Genomic DNA, 14338 nt, shown 5'->3' with positions numbered 1-14338 from the left:
TATTAAATCTTGAGGTGCTCACCACTCTCTAATATTCACGTTAAGATAACGCCCTTACCACTTACACTAAAATTCAAAAACATTTTCAATGAACTGTTTCGGCGACAAAAAGCCATAATTTTTATTAACAGGCAGCTCTTTGTCTTCAAAAACGCGATCAAGTATTGTGGTCAACTCTTTGTCGTTACCATACTGGAATATGCAATTATCATCTACCAATTCTTTTACTACACCGGTACTCAAAGACGAACAACACGGAACACCTAAAATGCTAGCCTGAATGAGTGCGTTAGGCATACCTTCATATCGTGATGCCAGAACAAACAAGCTTGCCTTAGCAATATAGGGGAATGGGTTGCTCTTAAATCCTAAATAAACAACTCTATCCTCCAGCCCGTATTGGCGAGTTAGATTTTCTAAGTCGCTCTTAAACTCCCCCTCGCCTAACACCACTAATGAAAACTTGCTTGATTTGGCTTTGCTCATTGCTGCTAGAATTGTTTGAACACCTTTAGATTCAATTAGCCTGCCAACCGTCACAATATAAGGCTCAGGAAGAGACTCCGAACAAGCATTCTCTAGCGCCTCTCGTTTAATTTTATATTCGTCGATAGGGTTTGCTAAAACTTCAACTCTTCGGTTAATACCATAAAACTGTACTATGTCTTCTTTAACACTTGCCGTAGGAGCAATGAGCGTGTCAACCGAAGCATAAACCTGTTTAATTAACCTCTTAAATAATTTTCCTTTGAAGTTCTTAATCACATTAACTGAAGGGGTGCTAGCTTCACGTGCTATTAATTTACAACTACCAGCTTTTCCAGATAAAAGTAACGCAAAATAAGTGATGCAAATAACATATTCTTGAGAACAAAATATATAATCAAACTCACCTTTTCTTATTAGCTGAGCTAGGGAAAATAAAGATTTAGATAGTCCAGCACCTGAACCACGCTTAACTTGAACCGAGTGAGATATTTGCTCAACATAAGGGCCTGTATAATTTCCAACAAATAAGCTTACATCCATCCCCATTTCGCTAGCGTGATTTGCCAAGTCTACAGATAGTCTCTCAGCTCCACCGCCGTTTAGGCTAGCCAGAACAAATAAAACCTTATTGTTTTTATTGAGTGTTTGCATTTTTACAGCCATAGAGTAAAGATGTGAATACGAAGAAAACTACCATGTATTTGAAGATAAATGGCTCTTTGAGTTCAGCTATAAAAGGTAGTAACAATAGGATTAAAAAGAATCCACTGTTTCTGATGTTTTTATAATAAGAATAAAGAAAACCAAAGAGAACCAAATAAAATAGGACACCGAGTAACCCAGCGGCATAAAAAGTTTGAACATAGCCAATATCGCTACCCGATGCATTCAAACCGTTTTGCAAAGCCACTTGTCCACTGCCGAGTATGACGTCCATAGTGTTCATTTCTTTGATCCCCATAGACAGTAAGGTTTTGATTGTTTGATCATCTCCGGTGAGGGTACTTTCAGCCCATTTTAATGTATATGCTAAAAATTGCTCATTACTCAATACAAAATCAAGCAGTAGTGTGTTAGCAACAACGACACCGACGATTGTTAAAAAGACCGTTTTTAAATTGACTTTGGAATAGTAAAATAAAAGCAATAAAGCAACCAGCGACAGCAGTAGTCCTGTTCGACCGACTAATACTTGAGAGAAACATATCAATAGCATGACCGGTAAATGCCAAGGTTTTTTTCCAAAAATAGCCAATCGCACTATCGAAAATGCCCCAAATGAAATAATCAAGGACAACGTAGCACCACCAGAGCTTGATAGCCCAGGTGCTCGGCCTAGGTTAGACAAAAAGTTGTGGGATACGTTTACGTAACTAAAAATAAAATTATTTGCTGCTGGTGAAGAGTAAGTGATAAAAACAAATGCTACCTGAACGAGAGTAGCTCCTACAATTGCTTTGTGAAACTGAATTTCGTCATTAAATATTTTGACATACATACCAGCTGAAAATAACGAAAATAATGCAAAGTGAACAAAGCGGCTAAACTGCGTTTTATCTCCTTCAGCGTATATAGAAACAAGTAAATTAACAAGGCTTAAAGCAAAGCATAAATATATAAAAGACAACTGCTTTTTATCAAAATACCGTAACCTACCTAGTAACACCATACCTAAAAAAGTAAACAGTAATACAAGCCTAGAAGTAGTTACACTCGGCATAAAGACAAAGCTAATATTATTTAGAAATAAAAAAAGCCAACAAACCTGAAGCGAAAAGTTAGCATTATACAAAAGCTTCATAAATTTCAATTTCCAAATTCAGTTAATTACCAAGTAGTATAAATACCAACATTCCAAATACAAACATGAAGAGTGCAATCCAGTTTAAAGCACTAAGCTCGAATAACAGTTTTAATACTCGTTATCTAGATAGCGCTTTCACAGTCGTTCAGACATAAAAATCTTATTTAAACAAAAGTCTATATAAAACCTTAAGCCTAAAGTTATTCTTTAACGCAGAAACTTGATAACTTTTCTTTTCATCAACATCGTAGTTCGCACACTGATTTAAAAGATCTGACTCTCTTTTAAGTATACTAGAGATGTATTTTGGAAACTCACTTTTCAAAATGGCGCAGGTAATAAAATGATCCTGCAATGCTGAGCCGTGAACCTTTTTACTGGCACTTGTGACATTATTGCTATGTCTTCTATAGCGGCCTAATACTTCTGGAATATATTCAATAGTCCCGCCATCTTCGAGGCACCTAATCCAATACATCCAATCAGAAGCGATTGGCATTCTAGTATCATAGGAAGGTAACTTGTCAGAATTCCTCACCATTGCCGATGCGGCTCCTAAAAAGCAGCCATATCGCATAAGCTTTTCAATGCCCCCTCTACGAGGAGTTGCGCCTTCTGAAAACTTACGAATAGTTTTATTTGTATCTGACTCAAAAACATCTAAATCATGATAACAGATAGCAACTTCAGGGTGCTTCTCCATATAATCTACTTGGCGTGATAGCTTATTGGGAAGCATCAGATCATCGCCTCCAGTCCAAGCAATGTATTGTCCAATACAAGCATCGTTCGCAGCATTTGAATTTGCTGTTATACCTCTATTTTTTTCTGATAAGCATAAAGTGAACTTGCCTGGATACTCCTCATCATACTCGCGCAGCATCTCTTGTGTACCATCGCTTGAACAATCATCTGCGACCACAATTTGAACATTACTATAAGATTGAGCCAGTATTGATTCAATACACTCTTTCAGGAAGTCCTTTTGGTTATAAGTTATAATTGCGACACTAACTAATGGACTCGATTTCAATTTCTTTTTCTCCACCGGATATAATTAGAATAAGCAAACACAAAATAAAACACACTGTTTATTAGGTAAGCTAAAGTAATCCCTTCAAGTCCATGACTATCTAGCAGGATATGGCTTAATGTAAGTAATAGTAAGCCAAAGAAAACTTCAGAATAGACATACACTTTAGTCATCGACTTGGCTAACATAAGGTAAGAAAATACCCACGATGCTATTTTAACAACGTCACCTATCAGCTGCCACTTAAAAAGCGGAAGCATTCCTTGAAAGCTGTCATCAAATAGTAAATTAACAAGTATTCCTTTTGTTACGAATATAAATAGAGCAAATAAGACAGACACTGGAATAACCAGTTTCATTACCCGAATTAACTCAGTATCTAGCTTTTCAACTTCTTGTATAGATGACAGTTTAGGCAACAAGTAAGTGCTCAATACGGTTGTTAAAACCAGTAAGTACATCGTTGAGATATACCAAACTCCCTGCCAATACCCAACACTATCATCGCCAAGCTGATCACCAATAATATTTCTTATTTGAATTTGTACTAACGGAACAACCGCAGCTGTCGTTAAGGTCATTAAAGAAAATTTAAAAAACTTAATATATAAGGTATTGCTAGGAGTAATGAATAATGACTTTAATGTATTAAAAAAGTCAGCGCCTCTTAACACAATCAAATATACAAGCACCATTGATTGACCAATAGCTAATGCATAAAGAGCACCCAAGGTTTCAAAATTAATAACCATTGCTGTGCAAAAAAACAGCATGAAAATATTTTGAATTATTTGTACTTTTATAAAATCCCCAATCAACCCTCTGCCGTTTAAAGTGCACAGGTACCATTGGTTAACTGCATAAAGAAGTACCATAGTTCCAAAAACTCTGATTAATGTAATATAGCTATCTTCGCCAAATACGGCCTCTGATAGCATGGAAGCAAAAATAATACAGAAAACAGAAACCAGGACAGAACTAAATAAGGTTATTCTTAAAGATGCTGAAGTATATAAAGTAAGCTGCTCTGCATCTTCTTTTTTTTCAGCAGTGTACTTTATAACACCTTGATTCACTCCTCCTTGAGAAAAAGACATTAATATTTGAATCAGACTTTGAAACTGGCCGATCAGAGCAAGTCCGCTAGGACCAGCATAAACAGCAACGACTTTATTAATAACCAAGCCAGATACTAGCTTGGTCATTGTTGCTATAAAACTTAAGAGCGACGTTTTGATTAACTTCATAACTTAAATCATGAAGCTATTCATTGCAGTGATAACTTTTTTCTGCTCTTCTATATCGATGTATGGTGATATTGGAATGGATAGAACTTCATCTTGGAGACGTTCCGCCAATGGTAGAGAAATATGCTGATATTCCCTATAAGCTTCTTGCTTATAAGGCACGATAGGATAGTGAACTTGTGTTTGAACACCATGCTCTATCAAATGGTTTGCTAACGCTTCACGATGCTCTGTACGCACAACAAATAAGTGCCAAACATGTGCGCTTTGCAAGTCAACCTCTGGCAAAGAAATTAAAGGGTTATTAATTTCTGAACGATAGAATTCAGCAACCTTTCTTCGATTGGCGATTTCTGTTGGTAAATATTTCAACTTTACCGCTAGCATCGCCGATTGGATCTCATCTAATCGGCTGTTATGACCTTGGTAAAGGTTTTCATATTTAACATGTGAGCCATAGTTTCTTAAGGCCACCAAAGTTTTAGCCAAGGACTCATCATCTGTGGTGATAGCTCCTCCATCACCTAGCGCACCTAAGTTTTTTCCTGGGTAGAAACTAAATCCAGATGCATCACCCCAAGACCCTGCTTTCTTTCCGTCTAATTCAGCACCATGTGCTTGAGCACTGTCTTCCAGTACTAGTAAATCAAACTCTTTAGCAATCTCCATGATTGGTTTCATGTCTGCCAATTGACCATATAAGTGCACCGGCAGAATCACCTTAGTTTTACTGGAAACCGCATCTTTGATTTTTTGAGGACATATATTGTGAGATCTTTCTTCAGGCTCAACAAATACAGGGGTTAATCCCGCTTCTGTAACAGCAAGCACAGAAGCAATGTAAGTATTGGCAGGGACGATAACCTCGTCACCCTTTTCTACTTTTCCTAGCTCGATCCACGCCTTCAACGTCAAAGTAAGGGCGTCTAAACCATTTGCGACCCCAATACAAAACTTTGTGCCGCAAAACTGTGCAAACTGACTTTCAAACTGCTTTGTTTCGCTCCCCAAAATGTACCAACCTGAGTCGATAACACGAGAACAAGCTTCTTTTAATTCTTCAGCATAAGGCGCATTAAGCCTCTTTAGCTCTAAAAAATGGATCATCTGAACTTCTCCATAAATTCTATTTGCTCTTGTTGCTTATTCATTGCAACATAATCAAAAACATCTAAACCATGAAAATCTTTCAAGTTAACATCTGCGCCTAAATCAATTAGCTTTTCAAGGTATTCTCTGTTAAAGCTTTTTAAAGCAAAGTTTTTGGCGTACATAAACACACTCGTACCATTGTTATTTATGTCATTTATATCAGCACCATTTTCTACTAGGTAAGCTATGACATCGAGTGAGCCATGATATGCAGCAACTATTATGGGAGACCATCCTTTCTCATTTTTTTCGTTGATATTAAAAGGGTTGATTAGTGATTTAACTTCAGTGAGATTATTACACGAAGAGGCCTCTAATAGGCTATCCAAACAATCTTTATAGACTTTCAGGTTATAATCTACTGTTGAGAGTAAAATAAACTGCTCATTTTCTGAAATTACGCTTCCTGGTTTTAAACCACTAACTTCATCTAGAATCTCAGCTCCTAACACCTTAGTGGAAAATAGCTCCACTAATTGATAATCCCTAAAAGTAAAAGCGTCTATTTGTTTTTTTACTTCAATAGCGGTTTTGTTGAGATCAATTTCTAAGCATCTGTAATTTATTGATGAACTACTATAATAGGAGGAATCTACAGCGCTTTGCTTTTTACCAGAGCATTGACCATAAAGAATACTTTCTATATTCTCTATAACCAACTGAGTACCATAGTTAATATACTTAGAATAAAGAGATTTAGCAGTTTCATTCAAATCGATACTAAACACTTTCTGATATATAATATCACCAGTATCAATACCATCATCAATATAGTGGAAGGTAACCGCCGACTCACTTTCATTATTTAATATTGGAAGTGCTGAGGTATACATACCTTTATATTGTGGAAGTTTAGAAAAGTGTATGTTAAAAACTTTTTCATGCTTAAACTTTGATGGCTTAATAATTCGATCAAACTCTAAAGATAGGAAAACATCACCTTTTTCGACATACGCTTCATCTAAGCTTACAGATCTTAAATCATTCTCTAAACAATATTTTTTAAATGAAAGTTGATGACCATCAACGCCATCATCATTACGATTAAATACGGCAACTAACTCAACATCAGGTAGATTTTCTTTTATATGTTTAGCAACACCAATTGCAATATTATTCTTTCCGCCGATTATAACTTTCACTTAGCACACCTTAAGAACTCATCATAATCACGAATATAATCAGACTCATCATACAACTCGCTGGCAATAACCATAACAACACAATCATCTGAAAAGTTGTGCATCTCTCGCCACTTTAGACCACTGATGTACAAGCCAACATCGGGGGAAGAGAGTTGAAACTCTTCTTTTGAGTCACCATCATCAAGAATAAAGGTAACGCTCCCTTTCACGCAAACAGCAACTTGCTCCAAGTTTTTATGTGCATGAAAACCACGAGCTTCCCCTTCTTTAGTATCGAAAATATAGTAGATACGTTTTATATTAAAGGGGATATTATTATTCTGTTCTAAAGAGATGAGCGATCCGCGTTTATCTCCCAAATTATCAAATTTTATCAATGATTTGGATAACATATCACTCTTCCACTAGTTCTAATAAATATCGGCCATAACCATTCTTCGATAAAGAATCACCGGCCTTGATGATTTGCTCTTTGCTCAACCAGCCATTTCTAAAAGCAATCTCTTCTAGACAGGCAACTTTATACCCTTGGCGCTTTTCTATCGTTTCAACAAAGTGTGCCGCTTCAAGCAAGCTACCATGTGTGCCAGTATCCAACCACGCATACCCTCGACCTAGAATGTCGACTGTCAAATCACCTCTCTCTAAGTAAGCCTGATTAATACTTGTGATTTCAAGCTCGCCTCGGTGAGATGGCTTTATTGATTTTGCAATTTTAACGACATCATTATCGTAAAAATATAAACCCGTAACTGCATAACGTGATTTTGGATTTTCGGGCTTTTCTTCAATTGAAATTGCGCGCATATCGCTGTCAAACTCAACGACACCGAATCTGTCAGGATCTTTTACTTTATAGCCAAATACAGTGGCACCTTTAGTTAAAGCTGCAGCACTTTGTAATTTCGGGGAAAAACCCTGACCATAAAAAATATTATCACCTAGAACAAGGCACACTGAGTCACTTCCAATAAAGTCTTCACCAATGATGAAAGCTTGCGCTAAACCGTCAGGGCTAGGCTGGGTTGCGTATGATAGCTCTATTCCAAAGTCTGAACCGTCGCCAAGTAACCTTTGAAAACTGCTTTTGTCTTCAGGCGTCGTTATAATCAATACTTCTCGGATACCAGCTAACATCAATACAGATAGCGGGTAATAGATCATTGGCTTATCATATACAGGCAAAAGTTGCTTGGATACTCCGCGAGTTATTGGATAAAGACGCGTACCTGAGCCCCCAGCTAGAATGATTCCTTTCACTATTTATTCTCCTGTTCGGCTTTACCTAGCCTTTCAAGTTTATAGTCACCTGACAAAACATTTTTCCACCACTGCTCATTCTCTAAATACCAAAGAATTGTTTTTCTTAAGCCTGATTCAAATGTTTCCTTTGGCTCCCAACCAAGCTCTTTTTTAATTTTATTGGCATCAATTGCGTAACGCATATCATGGCCTGGTCTATCCTCCACAAAGGTTATCTGGTCACGATACATAGTCTCTTTTGGTTTTATCTCGTCTAGAATGGCGCAAATGGTCTGTACAACCTCAATATTTTGCTTTTCGTTATATCCGCCAATATTGTAAGTTTCTCCGGCCACCCCTTGTGTCGCAACCGTTACAAGTGCTTCAGCGTGATCCTCTACATATAACCAATCTCGGATTTGATTACCTTTGCCATATATAGGTAAGGGTTTGCCAGCTAACGCATTCAAGATTACTAATGGAATTAACTTCTCTGGGAAGTGATACGGACCATAGTTATTTGAACAATTGGTTATTATTGCTGGTAAGCCATATGTTCTCGCCCAAGCACGTACTAGATGATCTGAACTCGCTTTACTAGCAGAGTAAGGCGAGCTTGGTGCATATGGTGTCTGTTCATGGAACAGTGGTAAATCGCCGTCATGCTCATCTGGGTGAGGTAAATCACCATAGACTTCATCAGTCGAAATATGATGGAATCTAAAATGAGATTTAACATCTTCACCAAGCTTTGACCAATATAGACGAGCCTGCTCTAGTAAAGTATATGTTCCAATAATATTGGTTTGCATAAACTCACCAGGGCCATCAATTGACCTATCTACGTGACTTTCAGCTGCAAGATGCATAATTACGGTAGGTTGGTGCTCTTCTAATACACGATTGACAGCGACAGCGTCACAAATATCAACCTGCTCAAAAGCATATCGTTCACTTTCAGCAACACTGGTTAGGGACTCAAGGTTACCTGCATAAGTCAGCTTATCTAAGTTAACTACCGAGTAATTTGTATTATTTATAATATATCTAACAACTGCAGAGCCGATAAAACCGGCTCCACCTGTGACTAAAATTTTCATATGCTACTTGTATCACTTAGAAATGCTTTATACCAAGGCATCGCTTTGCTTATACCTTCTAAAATTCGGTACTCTGGTGAATAGCCTAAGTAATCTCGCGCTTTACTCACATCAGCTTGTGAATGACGAACATCACCGGCTCTAAAGTCTCTATAGTTCGGCTGTGCTGTAACGATTACATCACATTCCTTCAAAGCTTCTTGAATTGCACCATAAAGTTGATTCAATGTTGTTCTGTCACCTACGGCCACATTATACACTTTATCTTTGGCTTCATCCGGAGCGGTCGCCGCAAGAATATTCATCTGGACTGTATTTTCAATGAAGCAGAAATCTCGGCTAGTCTCACCATCTCCGTTGATAAAAACATCTTCACCTTGAATCATAGCCGCTGTCCATTTAGGAATAACCGCTGCATATGCACCGTTAGGATCCTGACGTTTACCGAATACATTAAAATAACGTAATCCTATCGTTTTGAATCCATAAGTCTTTGCAAATACACCCGCATACAGTTCATTGACATACTTAGTGACAGCATATGGAGATAGTGGGTTTCCGATATTTTCCTCTACTTTAGGTAAAGCAGGGTGATCTCCATAAGTTGAGCTACTCGCAGCATACGTAAAGCTTTTTACTTTTGCTTCTTTCGCAGCCTGCAACATATTTAAAAAGCCAGTAATGTTTGCTGAGTTTGTCGTAATGGGGTCAGCAATAGAGCGAGGAACAGAACCAAGTGCAGCCTGATGAAGCACATATTCAACACCGTTCACTGCGTCTTCGCATGTTTTGTAATCGCGAATATCACCTTCAATAAATTGAAAGTTACTCCACTGTTCTTCGTTTACTAACCCTTTCACTTCATCAAGATTATGTTGATGACCTGTGGCAAAGTTATCTAAACCAACCACTTTCTGGTCCAACTTTAGAAGTGTTTCTAACAAGTTGGAACCAATAAACCCTGCAACACCAGTTACTAACCAAGTTTTAGGCGTGTTCTTTAATTCTTTTTTAATTTCGTCAAAACGAGTCATGAGTGTCCTTTTTTATTTAAGATAAAGCTTTCAGCTGAAGCTTTTATTACCACCGTAAAAAATCAAACGCGGTTGCTTCAAACCTAAGTTCGACTACAGACGCATGTCTACTGAGTTTTTATCTAAAACGTATTTAAGGTCATAAAGTACATGCTCAGGTTTGCCTAACTTGCGAATTTCCTCAGCACCAAGCTCTTTGAATTCATTGTGACCAACGGCCAACAAAATTGCATCATAGTGCCCTTGTTTCGCTTCTGACGCTAATTCAATACCGTACTCATGTTTGGCTTCATCGCTTGAACACCAAGGATCTACAACATCCACATTGACGCTGTATTCTTTTAACTCTTCAACGATATCAATTACTCGAGTATTTCTTAAATCTGGGCAGTTTTCTTTAAAAGTGAATCCCATAACTAACACATTCGCACCCTTAATGTGAATGCGTCTATGGAGCATTTTCTTGACAAGTTGAGAAACAACATACTGACCCATACCATCATTGAGGCGACGTCCAGCCAAAATCATTTCAGGGTGGTAACCTACAGTTTGAGCTTTATGTGTTAGATAATAAGGGTCAACACCGATACAGTGACCACCAACAAGACCTGGGCGGAATGGTAAAAAGTTCCATTTAGTACCAGCGGCTTCAAGAACTTCTAAAGTATCGATATTCAGCTGATTAAAAATAATAGACAGCTCATTGATCAATGCAATATTGACATCTCTCTGAGTGTTTTCAATCACTTTTGCAGCTTCTGCAACCTTAATGCTCGATGCTTTATGTGTACCTGCGGTGATAATTGATTTATATAAACCATCAACTAAATCGGCGATTTCAGGTGTAGAACCTGAAGTAACCTTTAAAATATTTGTTACACGATGCTCTTTATCACCTGGGTTGATACGCTCAGGTGAATACCCAGCATAGAAGTCTTTATTAAACTCTAGACCTGAAACAGCCTCAACAATTGGGATACAGTCTTCTTCAGTCGCACCAGGGTATACCGTAGATTCATAGATAATGATATCACCCTGACTTACCACTTTACCTAACATCTCACTTGCTTTTATCAATGGTGTTAAGTCAGGCTGGTTGTGCTGATCAATTGGAGTCGGGACCGTTACAATATAAACATTACAAGTTTTTAAGTCTTCTACATTGTATGAGTAGCTAAGTAACGGAGCCTGTTGAAGCTCTTGGTCACTAACTTCTAGAGTTGTATCGTGACCATTCAACAATTCTGAAATCCGGCCTTGATTTATATCGAAGCCAAGAGTCTGATATTGTTTACCAAATTCAACCGCTAATGGTAAACCTACATAGCCCAAACCGATAATGGCTATTTTCTTCCCTTTTAATAACTCTTGCATACTCATTCTCTTTTCTAAAACTTAAAATTATTTATCTGATTTGTATTCATAGTTGTAGTAGCCATAATAGCCATATGCGTTACTCGCTTTTTTGACTACGCCGTTAAATACAACACCCTTGACATCAATACCGTTTTGTTCAAAACGATTGCGAGTTAACTCCAATTCTTTCACATGGTTTTGACCAAATCGTGTGACAAGAAGCGTTGCACCTGCATGTGCACTGACTATTGCAGGGTCTGTAACCGCTAGAATAGGTGGCGTATCTATGATAACTAAATCGTATTTTGCACTTACTTCTTCTACCAATATTGAGAAGCTTTCGTGCATCAATAGCTCTGAAGGATTTGGCGGTATTTGACCACGAGTCATAACGTCTAAACCTTCAACCTGACTGTGCTTAGTCACCGTCTCAAGATCTGCTCTGCCCGATAGGTAGTCACTTAAACCGTTATCCCATTGCATACCGAACTGTGTTTGCAAATAGCCTTTACGCATATCGGCATCAATAATCAGTACTTTCTTATCACTTTGAGCTAATACTGTTGCAAGGTTAACGGAAATAAATGATTTACCAACACCTGGACTTGGGCCTGAAATCGCAATGACATTATTTTTTGCTTCCATCATCGCAAAATGTAAACTAGTTCTTAAACTACGTAATGCCTCAATTGATAGATCTGCTGGGTTATCCATTGCAAGAATTGACTTCGCTTTTGCTGTTTTGCCTTTTCTTGCTCTTGCAAAACCAGTCAACTTAACTTGATATTCTGAGTAAGGCACACTTGCGTACACAGGAAGTCCTAAAGCTTCAATTTCACTTGGATCTTCGATCCCTCTATGAATCGCTTTTTGAATAATCACAATTACGACGGCAATCAGACCACCAAGCAAGGTAGCTATAATAGCTATCAACGCTTTTTGAGGTTTGACCGGCTTTGAAATATTAACCTCGGCGAGATCAATCACACGCACATTACCAACGGTACCTGCTCGCACAATATCTAACTCTTGAGTTTTCGCCAATAGCAAAGTGTAAATTTCATTATTTACTTCTACATCGCGAGTCAAACGCAACAATTCTTGCTGTGTTTCAGGTAATACTTGCACTTCTGCGGCCAAACGACGCTTCTGATTTTCAACCGCGTCGATCTGCTCAATCGCAGCTTGGTAACTAGGGTGACCTTGCTTAAATTTGCGACCCAATTCTAGTTTTTTCAGCTCAAGTTCTTGTAGCTGAGTTTCAAGTTTAACTAACTGTCTTAATACACCTTCAGTTTCTAAAGTGATATCTACAGATTGTTGCTTAACTTGATAATCATTGAAAAGTTGCTCGGCATACTCTAATTGCTTTTTAACAAGTGGCAATTGATATTCTAGAAAATCAAGCGATTTTTGAGCTTCAGCACTGTTACGCTCAACATTTTGTCTGACATATATTTCAGCAACTTTATTGAGTACTACTTTTGCGTATTCAGCATCTGTACTTTGAAGGCTTAAATTAATGATACCGGAGTCTTTACCTTTTTCCCCAGCACCTATGGCAGTTTGCAAATCCAAAATCGTATTCAAACGGTCACGCTTAAGCAATGAAAATTCAGTGCCTGGTCTCGCGTTCAAAGTTTTTAGCGTTAGTTTAAAAACGCCATTTGAGACTTCTTCACCAACTTTACCTGATAGCAGACTGTCGCCATTGCCATTCAATAAACTAAACTGGTTATTTTCTAGCGCAATTAGAGTGAAGTTAACACCAATTGCATTTTGAGGGACCTCGAATTTAAATACTTCAATTTGTTCTCCACCCCATGCGTAACTATCGGCACCAAAGCTCGGTTCAGCTAAGTCCCCTTCACTCAACGGAGTAAATTTACGAAAAGAACGACCACCAATCATCGGGAATAATTTAGGGACAGCCACTATATCTAGTTTTAAGCTATCAACTGCTTCACCGATGATACTGCGAGATTTAAGCAGCTCGATTTCAGTCACGGCAGCTGAAGTACTTTCAAACATGCCTCCTAATTCATCAAACCCAGGAACAGATCCGCCTTTTTCTTCCACCTGTATCATTGCAGTCGCTTGATAAATTGGTGTACTAAATACTGCAACAGCGACACCAATTAACATGAATATGGCTGTTACACAAATAATGAAAAGCTTTCTGTCTAATAGTGCTCCAAATAGAGCCATTAAATCAATTTCTTGCGCTTGCTCGGCTGTTTGCTTATTTTGCGAGCCACTTACTAGGTTTGATTGAGCATTCATTGACTCTTTCATCCTTATAAATACTTCTGCCAAGCGCTACAAGCGCTATCTATTAACTCAAAAACATGTTCAAAAGCTTCTCGGCTTTGTCGGTAAGGATCTGGCACCTCTTTATCACCGAGCCACTTACCAAGCAAAAACGTTTTGCCTCGAGCCTCTGGGTAACGATTGCATAAATCTTGAACATGCCTATTTTCCATCACTAGAATCAGAGAGTTCTGCGCGACAAGTGAAGAGTTAAGTTGACGCCCTTGATGCGGTGCCATATCGATACCATGCTTATTGGCAAGTTCGCTAGCCATGCCGTCAGCAGGCTTGCCTTCAAGAGCTGTCAAACCTGCCGATGACACTTTGATATCTGTGTCAATTAACTTGCTTTTTAAGACATACTCAGCGGTAGGGCTTCTACAAATATTTCCAGCGCAGACAACCAATATACTATCAAACATTCTT

13 protein-coding genes are annotated in these 14338 nt (G+C 38.2%); all 13 read right to left on the bottom strand.

Translation table 11 applies throughout. The features are described 5' to 3' along the window. Window positions 1–66: 66 nt before the first annotated feature. The 13 genes from J8M00_RS18235 to J8M00_RS18175 all read right to left on the bottom strand — a co-directional run bounded on the left by J8M00_RS18235 (window position 67) and on the right by J8M00_RS18175 (window position 14334). Complete coding sequence (locus J8M00_RS18235) at window positions 67–1140, bottom strand: glycosyltransferase (RefSeq protein ID WP_211011950.1); 1074 nt, start codon at window positions 1138–1140, stop codon at window positions 67–69. Continuing rightward, entirely contained in the window at window positions 1124–2209 is a 1086-nt protein-coding gene (locus tag J8M00_RS18230; protein ID WP_211011949.1) for a hypothetical protein, read from the bottom strand. Before J8M00_RS18230 ends, J8M00_RS18235 begins: the two co-directional genes overlap by 17 nt. A 244-nt stretch (window positions 2210–2453) precedes the next feature. Continuing rightward, window positions 2454–3326, bottom strand: coding sequence for a glycosyltransferase (locus tag J8M00_RS18225; RefSeq protein ID WP_211011948.1), 873 nt, complete (start codon window positions 3324–3326; stop codon window positions 2454–2456). Further along, the gene (locus tag J8M00_RS18220) at window positions 3323–4573 is read right to left on the bottom strand and encodes an O-antigen translocase (RefSeq protein ID WP_211011947.1); all 1251 of its coding nucleotides are present in this window, start codon (window positions 4571–4573) and stop codon (window positions 3323–3325) included. The genes J8M00_RS18225 and J8M00_RS18220 overlap by 4 nt, the downstream gene beginning before the upstream one ends. 3 nt (window positions 4574–4576) lie before the next feature. Beyond that, window positions 4577–5680 (bottom strand): DegT/DnrJ/EryC1/StrS family aminotransferase, encoded by a 1104-nt coding sequence (locus J8M00_RS18215; protein WP_211011946.1) that lies wholly within the window; start codon window positions 5678–5680, stop codon window positions 4577–4579. Continuing rightward, entirely contained in the window at window positions 5677–6867 is a 1191-nt protein-coding gene (locus J8M00_RS28625; protein ID WP_211011945.1) for a formyltransferase family protein, read from the bottom strand. The genes J8M00_RS18215 and J8M00_RS28625 overlap by 4 nt, the downstream gene beginning before the upstream one ends. After that, complete coding sequence (locus J8M00_RS18205) at window positions 6864–7262, bottom strand: sugar 3,4-ketoisomerase (protein ID WP_211011944.1); 399 nt, start codon at window positions 7260–7262, stop codon at window positions 6864–6866. Before J8M00_RS18205 ends, J8M00_RS28625 begins: the two co-directional genes overlap by 4 nt. Before the next feature lies 1 nt (window position 7263). Then, window positions 7264–8130, bottom strand: coding sequence for a glucose-1-phosphate thymidylyltransferase RfbA (gene rfbA / locus J8M00_RS18200; RefSeq protein ID WP_211011943.1), 867 nt, complete (start codon window positions 8128–8130; stop codon window positions 7264–7266). Beyond that, a complete protein-coding gene (gene rfbB / locus J8M00_RS18195; RefSeq protein WP_211011942.1) occupies window positions 8130–9212 on the bottom strand; it encodes a dTDP-glucose 4,6-dehydratase in 1083 nt (360 codons plus the stop codon). The genes rfbA and rfbB overlap by 1 nt, the downstream gene beginning before the upstream one ends. Then, complete coding sequence (locus J8M00_RS18190) at window positions 9209–10246, bottom strand: NAD-dependent epimerase/dehydratase family protein (RefSeq protein ID WP_211011941.1); 1038 nt, start codon at window positions 10244–10246, stop codon at window positions 9209–9211. Before J8M00_RS18190 ends, rfbB begins: the two co-directional genes overlap by 4 nt. A gap of 93 nt (window positions 10247–10339) precedes the next feature. Next, a complete protein-coding gene (tviB, locus tag J8M00_RS18185; protein WP_211011940.1) occupies window positions 10340–11620 on the bottom strand; it encodes a Vi polysaccharide biosynthesis UDP-N-acetylglucosamine C-6 dehydrogenase TviB in 1281 nt (426 codons plus the stop codon). A gap of 27 nt (window positions 11621–11647) precedes the next feature. Continuing rightward, entirely contained in the window at window positions 11648–13885 is a 2238-nt protein-coding gene (locus tag J8M00_RS18180; RefSeq protein ID WP_211011939.1) for a polysaccharide biosynthesis tyrosine autokinase, read from the bottom strand. Window positions 13886–13899: 14 nt separating this feature from the next. Then, window positions 13900–14334, bottom strand: a complete 435-nt coding sequence (locus J8M00_RS18175) for a low molecular weight protein-tyrosine-phosphatase (RefSeq protein WP_211011938.1) — start codon at window positions 14332–14334, stop codon at window positions 13900–13902. Window positions 14335–14338 lie beyond the last annotated feature (4 nt).

Source organism: Pseudoalteromonas luteoviolacea, from assembly GCF_018100925.1.
GTDB lineage: Bacteria > Pseudomonadota > Gammaproteobacteria > Enterobacterales > Alteromonadaceae > Pseudoalteromonas > Pseudoalteromonas obscura.
The sequence above is the reverse complement of the archived record's forward strand: the minus strand, read 5'-3'. Positions and strand labels throughout refer to the sequence as shown.